Annotated in this window: 13 protein-coding genes and 1 tRNA gene; 11 read left to right on the plus strand and 3 right to left on the minus strand. The window is 72.9% G+C overall.

Annotated features, from left to right (window positions below; genetic code table 11):
* Positions 1-510 precede the first annotated feature (510 nt).
* A complete protein-coding gene (locus OHL10_RS03645) occupies positions 511-924 on the plus strand; it encodes a WhiB family transcriptional regulator (protein ID WP_265520782.1) in 414 nt (137 codons plus the stop codon).
* Positions 925-943: 19 nt separating this feature from the next.
* Here the strand turns inward: OHL10_RS03645 and OHL10_RS03650 are convergent, their stop codons facing one another.
* The gene (locus OHL10_RS03650) at positions 944-2026 is read right to left on the minus strand and encodes a ThiF family adenylyltransferase (RefSeq protein WP_265520783.1); all 1083 of its coding nucleotides are present in this window, start codon (positions 2024-2026) and stop codon (positions 944-946) included.
* Between the two features lie 170 nt (positions 2027-2196).
* Here OHL10_RS03650 and OHL10_RS03655 point away from each other — a divergent pair, with 170 nt between their 5' ends.
* Complete coding sequence (locus tag OHL10_RS03655) at positions 2197-2805, plus strand: M48 metallopeptidase family protein (protein WP_265520784.1); 609 nt, start codon at positions 2197-2199, stop codon at positions 2803-2805.
* Between the two features lie 66 nt (positions 2806-2871).
* Here OHL10_RS03655 and OHL10_RS03660 read toward each other — a convergent pair whose 3' ends face one another.
* Positions 2872-4389, minus strand: a complete 1518-nt coding sequence (locus OHL10_RS03660; RefSeq protein WP_265520785.1) for a zinc-dependent metalloprotease — start codon at positions 4387-4389, stop codon at positions 2872-2874.
* A 67-nt stretch (positions 4390-4456) separates the two neighbouring features.
* Between OHL10_RS03660 and OHL10_RS03665 the strand changes: the two genes are divergently transcribed.
* Together OHL10_RS03665 and OHL10_RS03670 are read left to right on the plus strand one after the other, a co-directional pair.
* Positions 4457-5491 carry an NAD-dependent epimerase/dehydratase family protein gene (locus OHL10_RS03665; RefSeq protein ID WP_265520786.1) on the plus strand — a complete coding sequence of 345 codons (1035 nt, stop codon included), beginning with the start codon at positions 4457-4459 and terminating at the stop codon, positions 5489-5491.
* Positions 5492-5566: 75 nt separating this feature from the next.
* Positions 5567-6673 (plus strand): YlbL family protein, encoded by a 1107-nt coding sequence (locus tag OHL10_RS03670; RefSeq protein ID WP_265520787.1) that lies wholly within the window; start codon positions 5567-5569, stop codon positions 6671-6673.
* 26 nt (positions 6674-6699) lie between these two features.
* Here the strand turns inward: OHL10_RS03670 and OHL10_RS03675 are convergent, their stop codons facing one another.
* On the minus strand, positions 6700-7311 hold the full coding sequence (locus OHL10_RS03675; protein WP_265520788.1) for a PPA1309 family protein: 612 nt from the start codon (positions 7309-7311) through the stop codon (positions 6700-6702).
* 201 nt (positions 7312-7512) lie between these two features.
* On the opposite strand from OHL10_RS03675, the gene OHL10_RS03680 reads away from it, so the two are divergent.
* The 7 genes from OHL10_RS03680 (at position 7513) to OHL10_RS03710 (ending at position 16630) form a co-directional block, all read left to right on the plus strand.
* On the plus strand, positions 7513-10581 hold the full coding sequence (locus tag OHL10_RS03680; RefSeq protein ID WP_265520789.1) for a UPF0182 family membrane protein: 3069 nt from the start codon (positions 7513-7515) through the stop codon (positions 10579-10581).
* 108 nt (positions 10582-10689) lie between these two features.
* On the plus strand, positions 10690-11736 hold the full coding sequence (locus tag OHL10_RS03685) for an aldose 1-epimerase (protein WP_265520790.1): 1047 nt from the start codon (positions 10690-10692) through the stop codon (positions 11734-11736).
* A 62-nt stretch (positions 11737-11798) separates the two neighbouring features.
* Positions 11799-11872 (plus strand) — tRNA-Met (locus OHL10_RS03690).
* Between the two features lie 232 nt (positions 11873-12104).
* Positions 12105-12971 carry a substrate-binding periplasmic protein gene (locus OHL10_RS03695; RefSeq protein ID WP_265520791.1) on the plus strand — a complete coding sequence of 289 codons (867 nt, stop codon included), beginning with the start codon at positions 12105-12107 and terminating at the stop codon, positions 12969-12971.
* Positions 12972-12982: 11 nt separating this feature from the next.
* A complete protein-coding gene (locus OHL10_RS03700; protein ID WP_265520792.1) occupies positions 12983-13876 on the plus strand; it encodes an amino acid ABC transporter permease in 894 nt (297 codons plus the stop codon).
* Positions 13873-14616, plus strand: a complete 744-nt coding sequence (locus tag OHL10_RS03705) for an amino acid ABC transporter ATP-binding protein (protein WP_265520793.1) — start codon at positions 13873-13875, stop codon at positions 14614-14616. Before OHL10_RS03700 ends, OHL10_RS03705 begins: the two co-directional genes overlap by 4 nt.
* A 22-nt stretch (positions 14617-14638) precedes the next feature.
* Positions 14639-16630, plus strand: coding sequence for a thioredoxin domain-containing protein (locus tag OHL10_RS03710; protein ID WP_265520794.1), 1992 nt, complete (start codon positions 14639-14641; stop codon positions 16628-16630).
* Positions 16631-16634: the final 4 nt, after the last annotated feature.

A 16634-nucleotide genomic window follows, 5' to 3' on the forward strand; every position in this document is an offset into this window, starting at 1 on the left:
ATCGCCGGGACACATCGCCGGGATCCTGCCGTTCGACGGCACGATTCGGCCACAACCCGGAACGGTTCCGAAGAAGTTCGAGAAATAAGTTGTGCGCCTCGAAGCGTGCGGCATATGGTCTACACGTCCCTGATGGAGAGGGCGCGTGCCGAGAGGCAGGCGGCCGACGAGGAGAGGAGGTGGGTGCAGCGATGGAGAAGCAGATCGTGATGACGAGCCAGCTGGATACCGCAAAGTACGAATTTGCCGGCAAGCCAGGTGGGCTCATCTTCCGTGCGCGTGTGCGCGGGGGATCCACCATCACTCGCCCCGCACCCGACTCCGCTCCAGGGATCTGTTCGGTCTGACCGACCGACACCTTCCAGGCCGCGGAGTCCACCAAGGACCCGCGGCCTTCGTGTTTCTCCGACGCGACTGCCGGTGAGGACCGTCCTCTGGGACGGCTCACCTCCTTCACGGGTCCTGTGACGACGACGTTCACATCTCGACAGGACATCACTGGAGGACATCGTGCGGCTCACCGCGCTGCTCGACAACATCACTGCCCAGGGCGGATCCGGCCCCTGGGCGCCGCACCAACCACTCAGCACCCCGCTCGGCTCGCAGGACGCCGCCGAGTTCGACCGGCTCCTCGCCGGTCTGCTGCCCTGCCGCACCAACGACCCCGAGCTCTGGTTCGCCGAGCAGACCGCTCAGGTCGAGGAGGCCAAGGCTCTCTGCAAGACGTGCCCGCTCGTCCAGGGCTGCCTCGCCGGGGCACTCGACCGCCAGGAGCCATGGGGCGTCTGGGGTGGCGAGGTCTTCGTCGACGGAGTCGTCGTCGCCCGCAAGCGCGGGCGCGGTCGGCCGAGCAAGGCCGAGGTGCTCGCCCGTCAGGCCGCCGAGGAGTCCGCCCGCCGGGCCGACGCCTCGTCGGCCGCCTGATCATGACCGGCGGCCGGGGTCACGTCGGCCCGGCCCGGTCCGCGCAGATCGCGCGGCCGAGGTCGGTACAGCCGCACCCGGGGTGCGGCTTCGTCTCGCGCAGCCGCGGCACGGTATCGGGAACCGCGATCTCGATGCACGCCGTGGCTGCGCGAGGCATCAGGCCGTCGACGGCAGCGAGCACCTGGCTCGCGGCCAGCGCGGCACCCGTGGCGGCCAGCGCCGTCTCCTCCACCTCGCGCGGTTCCGCCCGCTGAGTGTCCCTCAGCTGCTGGGCCACCAGCGGCCAGCTCGCGTCCGCGTCGGTGCGGTGCAGGTCGAGGCAGCGCAGGCACGCGGTGCCTCCCGGTCGCACGAACGGGCCGACCACGACGTCGGCCTCGCGCACCACGACGGACAGGTGCGCCACCCCCTCGCCCATGAGGCGACGCGCGCGGTCCGGGTCGGCGACCCGGTGCTCGACGAGGACGACGACGTCCGGCCGGTGGACCGGGCCTCCCATCACCGACGGCGCGATGTCCTGCAGCACTCGCCGGGCCGCGTCCCGCCGAACGCTCCCTACGTCACGCAGGCGGTAGCCGCCGAGCCCGACGTCCGAGGTCTGCACGACCCCGTCGTCCTCGAGCACGAGAGTCCCGATGCCCGCGGTCGCCAGCGTCGCCGCGAGCCCCACCCCGAGTCGGCCCAGCCCGACCACCGCGACCGACCGTCGAGCGCGAGCCGTGAGCGTCGTGTGCCCGGCGCCGTCGGCCCGGAGCGCCGAGAGCACGGCGACGTCGGCCGCCCCCTGGGCCGGGGCCGTGGTGGTCCCCGCGCGTGGGTCGAGCGGGACCAGGATCGCCGCCTGCGTCAGCGCACGGTCGATGAGGTCCTGCCGGGCGGGGGCGACGGTCGACGGCGCGGCGACGGTGCCTCGTCCAGCTGTCGACCGGGCGCCCTGCCGGGCCCGCTCGCGCAGCCAGCGTGCCTCGGTGTCGCTGAGCCCGTCGATGCGCACCGACCAGCGGGGGTCCGTGCCGTACTGCAGCTCACCGGGTGCGCTCTCGACGACGTCGGTCCCGGGTCGCAGCGTGAGCCTCCCGGGGGTCGGCGCAGTGGTCATCCGGACTCCTGTGGTGTGCCGAGGGACGTCCTCCTGACGTCCACCCGGCCAGGTTCGCACGCGAACGACGCACGCAGGCCGTCGTCCACAGGTGGACGTGCGGTCGGTGTGTTCTTGACCCGGGGTAGACGGTTCGCAGAGGTGCCTGACACGTGCGGACGGCGTGGGCCATGTCATCTGTGGGTGGAAACCAGTACGGTCTGTACGTGGCCCCTGACGCCGAGACGTCCGTCGAAGTACGCCGCAGCCGACGCCGCAAGAGCACGGTCAGCGCGTATCGCGATGGTGAACGCACCATCGTGTCCATCCCCGCGCGCTTCACCCGTGCCCAGGAGCGCGAGTGGGTCCAGCGGATGCTTGACCGGCTCGAGGACAAAGAGCGACGCAGACGTCCCTCGGACGCTGAGCTCGTCACCCGCGCCGCAGAGCTGTCCGCCAAGTACCTCGACGACCGCGCGCACCCGACGAGCGTGCGCTGGTCGTCGAACCAGGGGAGACGCTGGGGCTCGTGCACGCTGCTCGACGGGAGCATCCGCATCTCCACCCGGCTCCAGGGGATGCCCGAGTGGGTGCTCGACTACGTCCTGCTCCACGAGCTGGCGCACCTGCTGCACGCCGGGCACGGCCCCGGCTTCTGGAAGCTCCTGGAGTCGTACCCGCGCACCGAGCGGGCCCGTGGGTTCCTCGAGGGTGTCTCGTTCGGTCGCCCGCCCGACGAGCCCGCCGACCCGGTCGCGGACGACGGCGCGGACGGCGTCCCGAGCGGCGCAGTGGACTAAGAGCTGTCCCTTCCGTGGCGAGCTCCTCGGCAAGCATGTCTCCGGGCGGCGCGTCCGGTCGCAGAGCTAGCGGTCTCCGTCCGCGGTGCCCTCGCCGTCCGGCGGCTCGCCGCCCTCGGACGTGCTCTCGCTCGCCGAGCCGTCGCCGGGAGCCTCGCCGAGGATCTCCGCGAGGGCGCGGTCCACGTCGGCGTGCTCGGCGTCGCTCTCGGCCCTGCGCCCGGAGTAGCCGGCCGGGTCGTCGAGGTCGACCGTGCCGGGGAGCAGGTCGGGGTGGTCCCACACCGCGTCGCGCGCCGGACCGCCACCCTGGGCGGCGATGAGCGCCCAGAGCGCCGCGGCGTCGCGCGAACGACGAGGGCGCAGCTCAAGGCCCACGAGGGTCGAGAACGTGTGCTCGGCGGGCCCGCCCGCCGCCCGGCGTCGACGGATCATCTCGCGCAGTGCGACGGCGTGGGGAAGGTGGGGCAGCGCCGCGACCGCGGTGACCTCGTCCACCCATCCCTCGACGAGCGCGAGGGTGGTCTCCAGGCGTAGGAGGGTCGCCTTCTGCTCCTCGGTGTTCTGCAGCCCGAACACACCACCGGACAGGGCGCGCTGGATCGCGTCCGTGTCGGTGAGGTCGATGTCGGTGAGCTGGGACTCGAGGGACTCGATGTCGATCGTGATGCCGCGTGCGTAGGCCTCGACGAGGCCCAGGAGGTGACCGCGGAGCCAGCCGACGTGCGTGAAGAGCCGCGCGTGGGCGGCCTCGCGCAGCGCGAGGAAGTGACGCACCTCCTCGACGGGCGCGTCGAGCCCTTCGGCGAAGGCGTCGACGTTCGTCGGCAGCAGGACCGTGGAGTTCTCCGTCAGCAGAGGCAGGCCGATGTCGGTGGCGCCGAAGACCTCGCGCGAGAGGGTGCCTGCGGCCTGACCGATCTGCATCCCGAAGACCGCCGAGCCGAGGCTCCGCATCATCTGAGCCGGGTCGATCGCGCCACCGAGCGCGCCCAGGCCGGGCATGCTCTGAGCCATCTCGGGAGGCAGGCCGGGCAGCCCGCCGTCGGCCATCCCCTCGGGGAGCTGGTCCCGCATGACGGTGGCGAGGGCGTCGGCGACGGAGGCGGCCACAGGCGCGGCGAGCGCGCTCCACGCCGGCAGGGTTGCCTCGACCCACTCGGACCGGCTCCACGCCCGCGCTCGGCCGCCCGAGGGCGGGAGCTCGGTCACGGCGTCGAGCCAGAGCTCGGCGACGGACAACGCCTGCGTGGCCGCCCGGTCCTGGGCGGCGGTCAGGGAGGGGTCGCCCTCGGCGACGGCCACCTGGCGGGCGACGTCGTGCGCGACCTCGGTGTTCACCGGACCGTCGCCCGACGTCGAGAGCATGCGCTGGACCTGCGCGATCACGTGGTTCATCAGCTGGGGGTCCGCAGCCATCCCCGACCCGCCGGCGAGCGCCGCGGGGTCGAGCCCGCGCTCGCGCAACTGGCGCATCGCCTCCTCGGCGTCGGCCCCGAGCATGGAGCGGAGCAGCGCCTCCCACTGCTCCTCGGGGCGCCCCGGGTCACCGGGGGTAGGTCCGTCGGGTGGCTGACTGCTCATCTGTGCTCCTCGGGTAGCGTCATGATCACCGTAACCACATCCGGACGTGCACGAGGGGGAGTGAGCCATGTCGAAGCGCCTGGTTCGCTCACGGCGCAGCGTCGTCGTCGTCGGGGAGGGCCAGGTCGCGGCGTCCCTGCGCGAGGCGTTCGGCGGTCACGGGCCGGAGCGCGTGCCGGAGCCTGCGAACGACCTGTCGTCACCGTGGGTCGTCGACGACGGGCAGGCGAGGGTGCTCGTCGTGGTGGCCCCCGCCGGCGAGTTCGGCGTGGGTGCGCACAGGGGCGGCGAAACGGGCCGCCGCGACCAGCTCCTCACGCAGGCGCGCCGCGCCGGCGAGGCAGCGGTCGCGCACGGGATCGACAGGGTGGTCGTGATCACGTCGGCCATGGTGCACGGCGCGTGGCCGGACCGGCCCGTCATCGAGGACGACGACGAGCCCGCCGACGACGCCGCCGGATTCACCGCCGACCTCGTGGCCTTCGAGGAGACGGTGCGTGCCGCCGTCGGGCGCGTGCCCCTGACCGTCCTGCGGCCTGCCGTCGTGGTGGGGCCCGGCGTGGACACGATCGTCACCCGCCATTTCGAGGCACCCCGGCTGCTGACGGTGCGCGGCAGCGAGCGTGGCTGGCAGCTCGTGCACGTGGAGGACCTGGCCCGGGCGGTCATGGTCGCGGTCGACGCCGGGCTCGACGGCACCCTGACCGTCGGCGCGTTGCGGGACGGGAAGCCCGACGTCCTGCCGGTCGAGGACGTGACGGCCCTCGCCGGGATGCGCACGGTCTCTCTGCCGGAGGCGACCGCGCTCGGGGCCGCCGAGCGCCTGTACCGCGCCCGCGTGCTGCCGTCGCCCGCGAGCGACCTGGCGTTCGTCGTGCACCCGTGGACGGTCTCGGCGCGCCGGTTGCACGACGCCGGGTGGTCGGCCGAGTGGTCGAGCGACGCCTGCCTGGAGGTGCTCCTCGCGCAGGTCCGGGGCCGGGTCGCGGTCGCCGGCCGGCGGGTCGGCGGTCGTGACGCGGCGGCGCTCGGCGCGGCCGGTGCGGCGGTCGCGCTGCTCGGGACGGCCGCCGTCTGGCGTCAGGCGCGCGGCCGACGGTGAGGCTCCGCGGTGCCTCGCGGGGCACCGGCAGCCGGTCCTCAGCGAATCTCCAGCACGGTCGGGGATGATAGGGCCGTGAGCGACACACCTTCCTTCGGCGCGCGTGCCGGCGACGAGGACCTCAGCCCCCCACCGGTGACCCGGCGCACGATGACGCTCGGTGTCTCGCTGCTGGTCTCGACGCTGCTCCTCGCCGGCCTCGCCGTGCTGCCGGCGCCGTACGCGGTGCGCACGCCCGGGCCGACCGAGGACACCCTCGGCGCCCAGGGCGACGTGCCCCTCATCGAGATCGAGGGCGCCGAGACCTTCCCGGCAAGCGGCGAGCTGCTGCTCACGACGGTCTCGGTCGCCGGTGGCCCGGGCTACCCGGCGAACCTCACGCAGGTCGTCCAGGGGTGGTTCCAGACGTCGCGCTCCGTGGGCCCGGTCGAGGAGGTCTTCCCCCGGGACCGCACGCGGGAGGAGACCGAGCAGCAGGGCCAGGCGGAGATGGTCAGCTCGCAGGAGAACGCGACCGTCGCGGCGCTCACCGAGCTGGGCTACGAGGTTCCGGCGACGCTCACCGTCGCGGGTGCCGTCGAGGGGACCGGCTCGGACGGCGTCGTGGAGGAGGGGGACGTGATCACCGCGATGAACGGCGCCCAGGTCCTCAGCTATGAGGACCTCATCGACGACCTCGCCCTTGTGACCCCCGGCGACGAGGTGACCCTCGCGGTCGAACGGGACGGCGAGGAGCTGGACCTGACGGTGACGACCGGTGACAACGATGGTTCCGCCCTGCTCGGGGTCTACATCGACCCGGCGTTCGACTTCCCGGTGGACGTGACCATCCAGATCGACGACATCGGTGGCCCGAGCGCCGGGATGATGTTCGCGCTGGGGATCATCGACCTGCTCACGCCCGAGGACGAGGCGGGCGGCGCGATCATCGCCGGCACCGGGACCATCGGGGTCGAGGGGAACATCGGCCCGATCGGCGGGATCCGACAGAAGCTCTACGGCGCTCTGCGGGACGACGCGACGTGGTTCCTCGTGCCGTCGGCGAACTGCCCCGAGGTCGACGGGAACGTGCCGGACGGACTGCAGGTCGCACGGGTCGCGACCCTGTCCGAGGCGCGGGCCGCGGTGACGGCCATCGGTGCGGGCGAGGGTGATCGCCTGCCGACCTGCTCCACCGACTGACGAGCTCGACCGACTGACCGGACCCGTCAGTCCTCGAAGGTCGCGGACAGCGCGTCGAGCAGGCCGGGGACGAGGGTCGGGCCGAACGCCACGTCCGTGTCGGCGTCGTGGCTCTTCGTGCGCACGGCGCACCACCCGGGCCCGTCGCGCAGTACACCCACGGCGAGCCGCACGTCCTCGCGGTCCGGGTGCTGCGCGAGGTGGGCGAGCGCTTCCTGCGGGTCCTCGGGCACCCCGGCCTCGGCGGACGGCGGCAGGATGACGCGCTCGAGCACGATCGCCGCTCCGTCCACGCTCGGCGGCCAGGAGATCCCTGCCAGCAGCGACTCCACGTCGGTCGCGGCGTCGAGCCCTTCCTGCTCGACCGACACGAGGTGGTGCGGGTCGGCGCCGGCGGCCGCGACGACCTCGGGCGGCAGCTGGGACACGAGGGCCGGGTCGGCCGTGATCGCGGAGCGCGCGTTGACCAGGGCGAAGACCCGCACGGGACCGTCCCACCCGGCGCCCGCCACGTGCTGCTCGATCTCGCGGACCGCCTCGGCGAGCGAGACCTGGGCGGGCGGCAGCGGCGCCGGTGCCGGGGTACCGACGGGAGTCGCGGGCAGGGGTACGGTCTCGGGCGAGGATGCGTCAGACATCGCACCAGGATCTCAGAACGTCGACCCACGGGGCGCCAGGCGAACGCGCGTGCGTCGCGTGCGCGAATCGTGGGAACCTTGGACGACGCCGGAACGTTGACTCGGCAGGGTAGGAGGCAGGGCGGCCCGCGTCCGTGACGCGCGACCGTCCTCGCCTGCTCGAGACCACACACCCGAAGATCGCGAAGAGGTAAGTCCACCGTGTCATTCGCCGCAGCGCCAAGCCGGCCGTCCGCCGGCGGGTCCAGGCCCGCCCGACGCCGCAGTCCGCTCGGGATCGCCATCGCCGTCGTCGGCGTCCTGGTCGTCCTCCTGCTCCTGCTCGCCCAGTTCTGGACCGAGGTGCTGTGGTTCACGCAGCTCGGCTACGAGGAGGTGCTCTGGACGGAGTGGGGCACCCGCGCCGCGCTGTTCGCGGGTGGATTCCTCCTCATGGGTGGCCTCGTCTTCCTGTCCTTCTCCCTGGCGTACCGTTCGCGCCCCATCTACGCGCCCTCGACGCCGGAGCAGGCCACGCTCGACCAGTACCGCGAGGCGGTCGAGCCCCTGCGGCGGATCGTGATGATCGCGGTGCCCGTGCTGGTGGGCTTCTTCGCGGGCGTCGCAGCGGCCGCGCAGTGGCAGACCATCCTGCTCGCGCTCAACGCCGTGCCGTTCGGCACCAACGACCCGCAGTACGGCATGGACCTGTCGTTCTTCGTCTTCACGCTCCCGCTGATCCGGTTTGTCGTGAGCTTCCTCATGGCCGTGGTCGTGATCTCCGGTATCGCCGCGATCGCCACGCACTACCTCTACGGCGGCCTGCGGGTCGGTGGCGGGAACGACGCGGGCCCGCGGACGACGGCAGCGGCCCGGGTGCAGCTGTCCGTGACCGCTGCCGCGCTGATGCTCCTGATCGCCGCGAACTACTGGCTCGACCGGTACTCGATCCTCGTCTCGGGCGGTGACCGTTTCGACGGCGCCTCCTACGCGGACGTGAACGCGGTGGTCCCGTCCAAGACCATCCTCACGGTGGTCGCGGTCTTCGTGGCGGTGCTGTTCATCCTCACCGCGGTGCGGGGCAACTGGCGCCTGCCCGCGATCGGCGTCGGTCTCATGGTCGTGTCCGCGATCGCGATCGGTGGCATCTACCCCGCGATCGTGCAGCGGTTCCAGGTAGCCCCGAACGCGCAGGAGCTCGAGGCCGAGTTCATCCAGCGCAACATCGACGCGACCAAGACCGCCTACGGCCTCAACGACGTCGAGGTGGACCAGTACAACGCGAAGACCGAGGCCGAGGCAGGGGCGCTGCGCGAGGACGCCCAGACCGCGGCGTCGATCCGTCTGCTCGACCCGCAGATCGTCAGCCCGTCGTTCCGTCAGCTGCAGCAGAACAAGCAGTACTACAACTTCGCGGACACCCTCGCGGTGGACCGCTACATGATCGACGGCGAGAGCCGGGACACCGTCATCGCGGTGCGCGAGCTCAACCTCAATGGTCTCGGCGCGGACCAGCGCAACTGGGTCAACGACCACACCGTCTTCACGCACGGGTTCGGTGTGGTCGCTGCCTACGGCAACCAGATCGGTCCCGACGGCCGCCCGGCCTTCTACGAGGGTGGCATCCCGTCGACCGGTGCGTTCAGCGACAACGGTGAGGGCTACGAGCCGCGGATCTACTTCAGCCCCAACGCCCCCGAGTACTCCATCGTGGGCGCGCCCGAGGGCACGACCCCGTGGGAGCTCGACTTCCCGGCCGACGACGCCAGCGGCGGTCAGGTCAACACCACCTTCCCTGGTGAGCAGGAGGGCGCGGTGGCCGGCCCGAGCGTCGGCCCGTTCCTCAACAAGGTCCTCTACGCGCTGAAGTTCGGCTCGGAGCAGCTCCTGTTCTCCGACCGTGTCACGGCGGAGTCGCAGATCCTCTACGACCGCAGCCCGCGCGAGCGCGTCGAGAAGGTCGCGCCGTACCTGACGCTCGACGGACGCGTCTACCCGGCCGTGGTGGACGGTCGCGTGAAGTGGATCGTCGACGGGTACACGACCACGAACGCGTACCCGTACTCGAGCCTGCAGCCGCTCGACGAGGCGACGGCGGACACCCTGACCGCGACGTCCACGGCGGTCCAGGCGCTCGCGCCCCAGGAGATCAACTACATCCGCAACTCGGTCAAGGCCACCGTCGACGCGTTCGACGGGTCGGTCGACCTGTACGCGTGGGACACCGAGGACCCGGTGCTCCAGGCCTGGACGGGTGTCTTCCCCCAGGCGCTCCTGCCGATGTCCGACATCAGCGCGGACCTCATGAGCCACCTGCGCTACCCGGAGGACCTGTTCAAGGTCCAGCGCACGCTGCTCGCGAGCTACCACGTGGACGACGCGCGCGAGTTCTTCTCGGGTCAGGACTTCTGGCGCAACCCCGAGGACCCCACGGCCCCCGAGGCGACGCGTTCGCTGCAGCCGCCGTACTACCTGACGCTGCAGATGCCGAGCCAGGACGACCCGACGTTCTCGCTCATGTCGACGTTCATCCCGGGTGGTCAGAGCGACCGCAACATCCTCACCGGGTTCCTCGCGGTGAACGCGGAGGCCGGTGACACCGAGGGCCAGGTGGACGACGACTACGGGACGTTGCGTCTCCTGGAGCTGCCACGTAACGCCACGGTGCCAGGCCCGGGCCAGGTGCAGAACAACTTCAACTCGAACCCGACGGTGTCCACCGAGCTCAACCTGCTGCGGCAGGGTGACTCGACGGTCATCAACGGCAACCTCCTCACCCTCCCGGTGGGCGGCGGGCTGCTGTACGTGCAGCCGGTGTACGTGCAGTCGGCGGAGGGGACCCGGTTCCCGCTGCTGCGCAAGGTGCTGGTGTCGTTCGGCGACGAGATCGGGTTCGCCGACACCCTGGACGAGGCTCTCGACCAGGTCTTCGGCGGCGACTCGGGAGCCACGGCGGGCGACGCGTCCGGCGAGGTCGAGACCGAGGTGCCCGACCAGCCGGCAGACGGCGAGACGGACAGCGGTTCGGTCGGTGAGCCGACCACCGAGCCCGAGCCGACCACCGAGCCCGACACCGAGACGACCGAGCCGGACGCCCCCGCCACGGGTGGCGACGCCGACCCGGACGCCCGGGTGCGGCTCGACCAGGCGCTGCGGGACGCGACGCAGGCCATCGAAGACGGCCAGGCGGCTCTCGCCGAGGGGGACTTCACGGCCTACGGCGAGTCGCAGGAGCGCCTGCAGGCGGCGCTCGAGGCGGCGATCGCCGCCGAGGAGGAGCTCGAGGGCTAGCGCACCACGCGCCCGGACGCCCCGCGGGGGTTCGCCCAGGCACACAGCCTGCGCGAACCCCCGCGGGGCGTTTGGCATTTCACCGTGCGCACGCCACCATGGGTGCCCATGACCTCTGCAAGCCCTTGCAGCAACGCTTACAGCGATGCGGACGTGCTCGACGACCTCCCCACGGCAACGCTCCGCAGCCCGAGCGGGGCCGAGCTCGCGGTCGCGCTGCGGGGTGCGACCGTCCTCGCCTGGCGCGCGCCGTGGCGGACGGCGGACGGGCAGGTGCACCTCGCGGACCTGGTCGACGGCTACGCGGACGCCGCCGAGCTCCGTGCCCAGGACGCCTCCCGCAGCGCGCTGATGATCCCGTTCGCGAACCGTGTCGCGGGCGGCACCTTCACCTTCGACGGTGCGCGGCACGTCGTGCCGCCGGTGCTGGAGCGTGAGCCGGTGACGTTCCACGGGTTCGCCCGGGTGCTGGACTGGGAGGTCGAGGACCCGACGACCGGGTCCCTCGACGGGCCGGACGGTGCTGCGCGGCCCTCCCTCGCCCTCGCGGCGCGGGTCAGGGCCGGCGACGCCGCTGGCTACCCCTTCGACCTCGACCTCGGTGTGCGCTACACCCTTGTGGCCTCCGGCCTGCGGGTCCGGTGGTCGGTCCGCAACGTCGGCGCGGGGGATGCGCCCGTGACCTCCGGGTGGCACCCCTACTTCCGGCTCCCCGGCCGCGACCGCATCGACGACCTCGTGCTCGAGGTCCCCGCCCGGACGGCGATCGTCACGGACGAGGACCAGATCCCGCTGGGCGGTGAGGCCGCCCGCGTGGCGATCGACGGCGTCGGGCCGCTGCCGCTGGCGGGCCTCCGGTACGACCACGCGTTCTGGGACCTCGTCCCGGGACCGGACGGCCGGGCGCGCACGCGGCTGACCGACCCGGCGACGGGCCAGGGGATCGAGGTCTGGCAGACCGGTGGTGGGATGCACGTCTTCACCGGGGACGGGCTGGGCCCGCGCGCGCGCACCTCGATCGCCCTGGAGCCCGTCTCCGCCCTCACCGACGCCTTCAACCGGGAGGACAGCGTGGGCGCGGTCCGCCTCGCGCCCGGCGACGAGCACGTCATGGAGGTCGGGGTGGACGTGGTCGCTTCCGTGCCCGGGGTGTGACGGGGCGCACGTGGCACCGATTTGGCTCGTCCGCCACCTTCCCGTAGAGTTCTATTCAGCGACGCGGGGTGGAGCAGTTCGGTAGCTCGCTGGGCTCATAACCCAGAGGTCGCAGGTTCAAATCCTGCCCCCGCTACTCAGAGATCGAAGGCCCGGACCACTGGTCCGGGCCTTCGTCGTTCAGATAGTCGGCATCATCGTCGCGCTCCGGCTCGGTTGACCGACGGCGCGTCGAGGTACCTGGTGTGACGCGCCCCACCGCGGGTGCCCCCGGAGCGCTCTGCCGGAGCGTGGGCGTTCGGCGTAGAGTCGACGGCGCGTCCACGCGCACCGCGCGCGCCCGGCGCGCCGACTTCCGGAAGGTTCCCATGCGTCGTCTGCCCGCTCTGTTCACCTCGATGGCTGCTGCGTCCGGCCTCCTCCTGCTCGCCGCGTGCGGCGCCGACGAGGAGCCCGCCGCGAGCCCGACGCCCGACGACACGGCCGAGAGCCTGCAGTGCGACCCTGCGACGCTGCCCACGCTCACGGACGGTGTGCTGACGGTCGGCGCGGGGGAGGCGTACGCGCCCTGGTACCTCGGCGAGTACGACTCGGGCGAGGGCTTCGAGTCCGCCCTCGTCTACGCCGTGGCCGGCGAGCTGGGCTACGCGCCCGAGGACGTGCAGTGGGAGCTGGTGACGTTCGAGCAGATCATCAGCCCGAGCATCAAGCCCTTCGACGTCGCGGCGTACCAGACCTCGATCTCCGAGGAGCGGCGCTCGGCGGTCGACTTCTCCAGCCCGTACCTCACCACCCGCCAGGGAGTGATCGTGCAGGGCGACGGCGAGCACGCGGACGCCACGACGCTCGACGAGCTCGCGGACCTGCGCATCGGGGTCACCGCGTCGCAGACGAGCCTGACCCTCGCGGAGGCCGCGTTCGGCGAGGACGCCGAGATCGTGCCGTTCAACGCCGCGGGCGACGGCATGACGGCCCTGACGTCCGGCACGATCGACGTCATGGTCATGGACGTCGACCAGGGTGTCGCCGCCGCGGAGATCTACTTCCCCGACTCCGAGGTCATCGGCACGCTCCCCGACCAGGGCACGGTCGAGCAGTACGGCCTCGTCCTCGACCTCGGCTCTGACCTCACCGAGTGCGTCTCGGCGGCGGTCGACTCCCTCGAGGCGGACGGCACCCTCGACGAGCTGCGCACCACGTGGCTGAAGTCGGACGACGTCCCCGAGCTGGGCTGAGCGGACCGGGCGTGAGGGCACGCACCCCGGACGAGGCGCCGGACTGGACGCCCTCGCCCCAGGCGCTCGCGCGGGCCGCCTACCGGCGCGCGCAGCGGCGGCGCTCGCTGCTGGTCGCGCTCGCCAGCACGCTCGTCGTGACGGTGACGGTGGTGCTGGTCGTGACCGGTGCGCCCGGCTGGGAGCGCGCCCGGCAGGCGTTCTTCGACCCGCAGCGGGCGTGGGAGGTGCTGCCCGCGGTCGCCGAGGGGCTGTGGCTCAACCTCCGGGTCTGGGTGGTGGCGAGCGTCGTCGGCCTGGTGGTCGGCCTGCTGCTCGCGGTCGTGCGCACGAGCAAGGTGCCGGTGCTCTTCCCGGGCCGGGTCGCGGCGACCGTGTATGTGGACGTCTTCCGCGGGGTCCCGCTCCTGCTCGTCCTGCTCCTGGTCGGCTTCGGGCTGCCGGCGCTGCGCCTGGAGTGGTTGCCGACGTCGGGCGCGTTCCTCGGCGCGCTCGCGATCGTCCTGACGTACACCGCGTACCTCGCGGAGGTGTTCCGGGCGGGCATCGAGTCGGTGCACCCGTCGCAGGTCGCCGCGGCCCGGTCCCTGGGCCTGACCCGCGGGCAGACGACGCGTCGCGTCGTCCTGCCGCAGGCGGTCCGCAACGTCACGGCACCGCTGGCGAACAACCTCGTGTCCCTGCAGAAGGACTCCGGCCTGATCTCGATCCTCGGTGCGGTCGACGCGATCCGCGCCGCGCAGATCGCGACCACGGGGGACTACAACTTCACGCCCTACGTCGTCGCCGGGGTCCTGTTCCTCCTCGTCTCCATCCCGCTCACGCGCGCGGTCGACGCGTACTCCGCCCGGCAGGGCTGGCGGGGCTCGCTCGCCACGGTCAGCGGGGGAGGGGACATCCGGTGACCCACCTCCTCGAGCTGCGCGCGGTGCGCAAGACCTACGGCCAGGGCGCCGCGCGACGCGTCGTCCTCGACGACCTGGACCTCACGGTCGACGAGCACCGCTGCGTCGTGCTGGTCGGCTCCTCCGGGTCGGGCAAGTCCACGCTGCTGCGGGTCGTGAACCTCCTCGAGGAGATCGACGACGGCGAGATCTTCCTCGACGGGCAGGACGTCGCCGACCCCCGGCTCGACGCGAACCGGGTGCGGGCCCGGATGGGGCTCGTCTTCCAGTCGTTCAACCTCTTCCCGCACATGCGCGTCCTGGACAACGTGACCCTCGCGCAGCGCCTCGTCCACCGGCGGCCGCGCGCCGAGGCCGAGGAGCGGGCGGAGGCGATGCTCCGTCGCGTCGGGCTCGGGCACAAGGTCTCGGCGTACCCCGACCAGCTCTCCGGCGGCGAGCAGCAGCGCGCGGCGATCGCCCGGGCGCTGGTGAGCTCCCCGGAGCTCCTGCTGCTCGACGAGGTCACCTCCGCGCTCGACCCCGAGCTGGTCGGTGAGGTCCTCGACCTGCTCGCGGACCTGCGCACCGAGGGCATGACGATGATCGTCGCCACCCACGAGATGGGCTTCGCGCGCGAGGTCGCCGACGAGGTCTGCTTCCTGCACGCCGGCGCCGTGCACGAGCGCGGCACCCCCGAGCAGGTGCTCGGCGACCCGCAGCGCGAGCGCACCCGGGAGTTCCTGCGGCGCCTGCGCTGAGCCCCGACCGTAGGGTGGTTCGATGAGCAACCGCCTCGCCGGAGCCGTCAGCCCGTACCTCCTCCAGCACGCGCAGAACCCGGTGGACTGGTACCCGTGGGGCGAGGACGCGTTCGCGGAGGCCCGACGGCGTGACGTCCCGGTCCTCGTCTCGATCGGCTACGCGACGTGCCACTGGTGCCACGTGATGGCGCGGGAGAGCTTCGCCGACGAGCAGGTCGCCGCCTACCTCCGCGAGCGCTTCGTCGCGGTCAAGGTCGACCGGGAGGAGCACCCGGACGTGGACGCGAGCTATCTCGCGGCGGCGAGCGCCTTCACCCGGGACCTCGGGTGGCCGCTCACCGTCTTCACGACGCCGGACGGACGCCCGTTCTACGCGGGCACGTACTTCCCGCCCGTGCCGGTGAGCGGTCGGGCGTCGTTCACCCAGGTGCTGGCCGCGGTCGACGAGGCGTGGACCCAGCGTCGGGACCAGATCGAGGAGACGGGTCGTGCGGTGGCCGACGCGCTGGCGTCGGGTGCGGCCGTCCCGGAGGGGTCCGGCGGGGACGCCGGCGCGGTGGACCGCGAGGCGCTCGCCCGCGTCGTCGAGGCGCTGGAGGATCAGGAGGACACCGAGCTCGGCGGGTTCGGGACCGCCCCGAAGTTCCCCGCCGCACCGGTCCTCGAGCTGCTGCTCGACGTGGCGGCCGCGTCGGTGCCCGACGACGAGACCCGGCGCCGTGCGCTGGCGCTCGCGGAGCGGTCGTTGCTCGCGATGGCGCGCGGCGAGCTGCGGGACCCGGTCGAGGGCGGCTTCTTCCGCTACGCCACCCGTCGGGACTGGTCCGAGCCGCACTACGAGCGCATGCTCTACGACAACGCGCAGCTGCTGTCGGCGTACACGACGCTCGCGGTCCTGACCCGGGCGCAGGACCCCGGCTCGGCGATCGCGCGGGAGGCGGCGGCGGTCGCCGGCGGGATCGGCGACTTCCTCACCGGTGTGCTGCGAACTCCGGGGGGAGCGTTCGCGAGCGCGCAGGACAGCGAGAGCGTCGTCGACGGGCAGCGCGTCGAGGGCGGCTACTACCGGCTCTCCGCCGCCGAGCGGGAACGGCAGGCGCCGCCCGCGCTCGACGAGAAGGTCCTGGCGGGCTGGAACGGGCTCGCGATCGAGGCGTTGGCCCGCGCCGGCCACCACCTCGGGCGGCCCGACCTCCTGGACGCCGCGCGACGTGCGGCGGACCAGCTCCTCGCCGAGCACGTGCGCGACGACGGCACCCTCGTCCGCGTCACACGCGCCGGCCGGGCCTCGGCCGCCGCCGCGACCCTCGAGGACCACGGCGCGCTCGCGACAGGCCTGATCGTGCTCGGCGGGCTGCTGCCGTCCGGTCCGGGCGACGAGGCCGAGGACTCCCGGTACCTGCGGGCCGGGCTCCGCCTCGCCGCCGGCGTCCTCGAGCGGACCGATGAGGGAGTTCGCCTGCGCACGCCGCAGGGAGGCGACCCGGTGCTCGCGGCGCAGGGGCTGGACCAGGACGCCGACCCCTCGGAGGGTGCGTACCCGTCCGGCCCGACGGCGGCCGGCCGGGCCGCGGCGCTCGCGCACCTTGCCACGGGGGAGACCGCGTACCGGGAGGCGGCCGGGTCGGTCGTGGCGGCGGTCGCCGGCATCGCGCTCGAGCGGCCGCTCGCGTTCGGGGCGGTGCTGCGCCTCGGGCTGACGCTGGCGGAGCCGGACCGACAGCTCGCGCTCGTCGCGACGCCGCCCGCAGACGTCGCGCTCCTCGGAGCGGCGCGCGACTGGTACCACCCGGGGGCGCTCGTGGTGCGGGCGACACCGGCCGGGGCCGTGCGGCTCGCGGCCGAGGGCGTCGCCCTGCTCGACGGTCGAGGCGTCGGGGCGTACCTGTGCGAGTCCTTCGTCTGCCGACTGCCGGTGACCGAGCCCGACGAGCTGCGCGCCGTGCTGGCGGGCACAGGTGCGCCCGCGGGCGGGCGCGCGCATGATGGGAGTGGGGAAGCCGGTGCGTGACGAG

Origin of the sequence: Oerskovia flava (genome assembly GCF_026163685.1) — a bacterium.
Classification (GTDB): Bacteria; Actinomycetota; Actinomycetes; order Actinomycetales; family Cellulomonadaceae; genus Oerskovia_A; species Oerskovia_A flava.

What these genes read in the sequence shown, in the direction of transcription:
- OHL10_RS03650 (WP_265520783.1), bottom strand. Translation starts at nt 2,026, where the DNA reads ATGACCACTGCGCCGACCCCCGGGAGGCTCACGCTGCGACCCGGGACC.
- OHL10_RS03655 (WP_265520784.1), top strand. Translation starts at nt 2,197, where the DNA reads ATGTCATCTGTGGGTGGAAACCAGTACGGTCTGTACGTGGCCCCTGAC.
- OHL10_RS03660 (WP_265520785.1), bottom strand. Translation starts at nt 4,389, where the DNA reads ATGAGCAGTCAGCCACCCGACGGACCTACCCCCGGTGACCCGGGGCGC.
- OHL10_RS03665 (WP_265520786.1), top strand. Translation starts at nt 4,457, where the DNA reads ATGTCGAAGCGCCTGGTTCGCTCACGGCGCAGCGTCGTCGTCGTCGGG.
- OHL10_RS03675 (WP_265520788.1), bottom strand. Translation starts at nt 7,311, where the DNA reads ATGTCTGACGCATCCTCGCCCGAGACCGTACCCCTGCCCGCGACTCCC.
- OHL10_RS03685 (WP_265520790.1), top strand. Translation starts at nt 10,690, where the DNA reads ATGACCTCTGCAAGCCCTTGCAGCAACGCTTACAGCGATGCGGACGTG.
- OHL10_RS03695 (WP_265520791.1), top strand. Translation starts at nt 12,105, where the DNA reads ATGCGTCGTCTGCCCGCTCTGTTCACCTCGATGGCTGCTGCGTCCGGC.
- OHL10_RS03710 (WP_265520794.1), top strand. Translation starts at nt 14,639, where the DNA reads ATGAGCAACCGCCTCGCCGGAGCCGTCAGCCCGTACCTCCTCCAGCAC.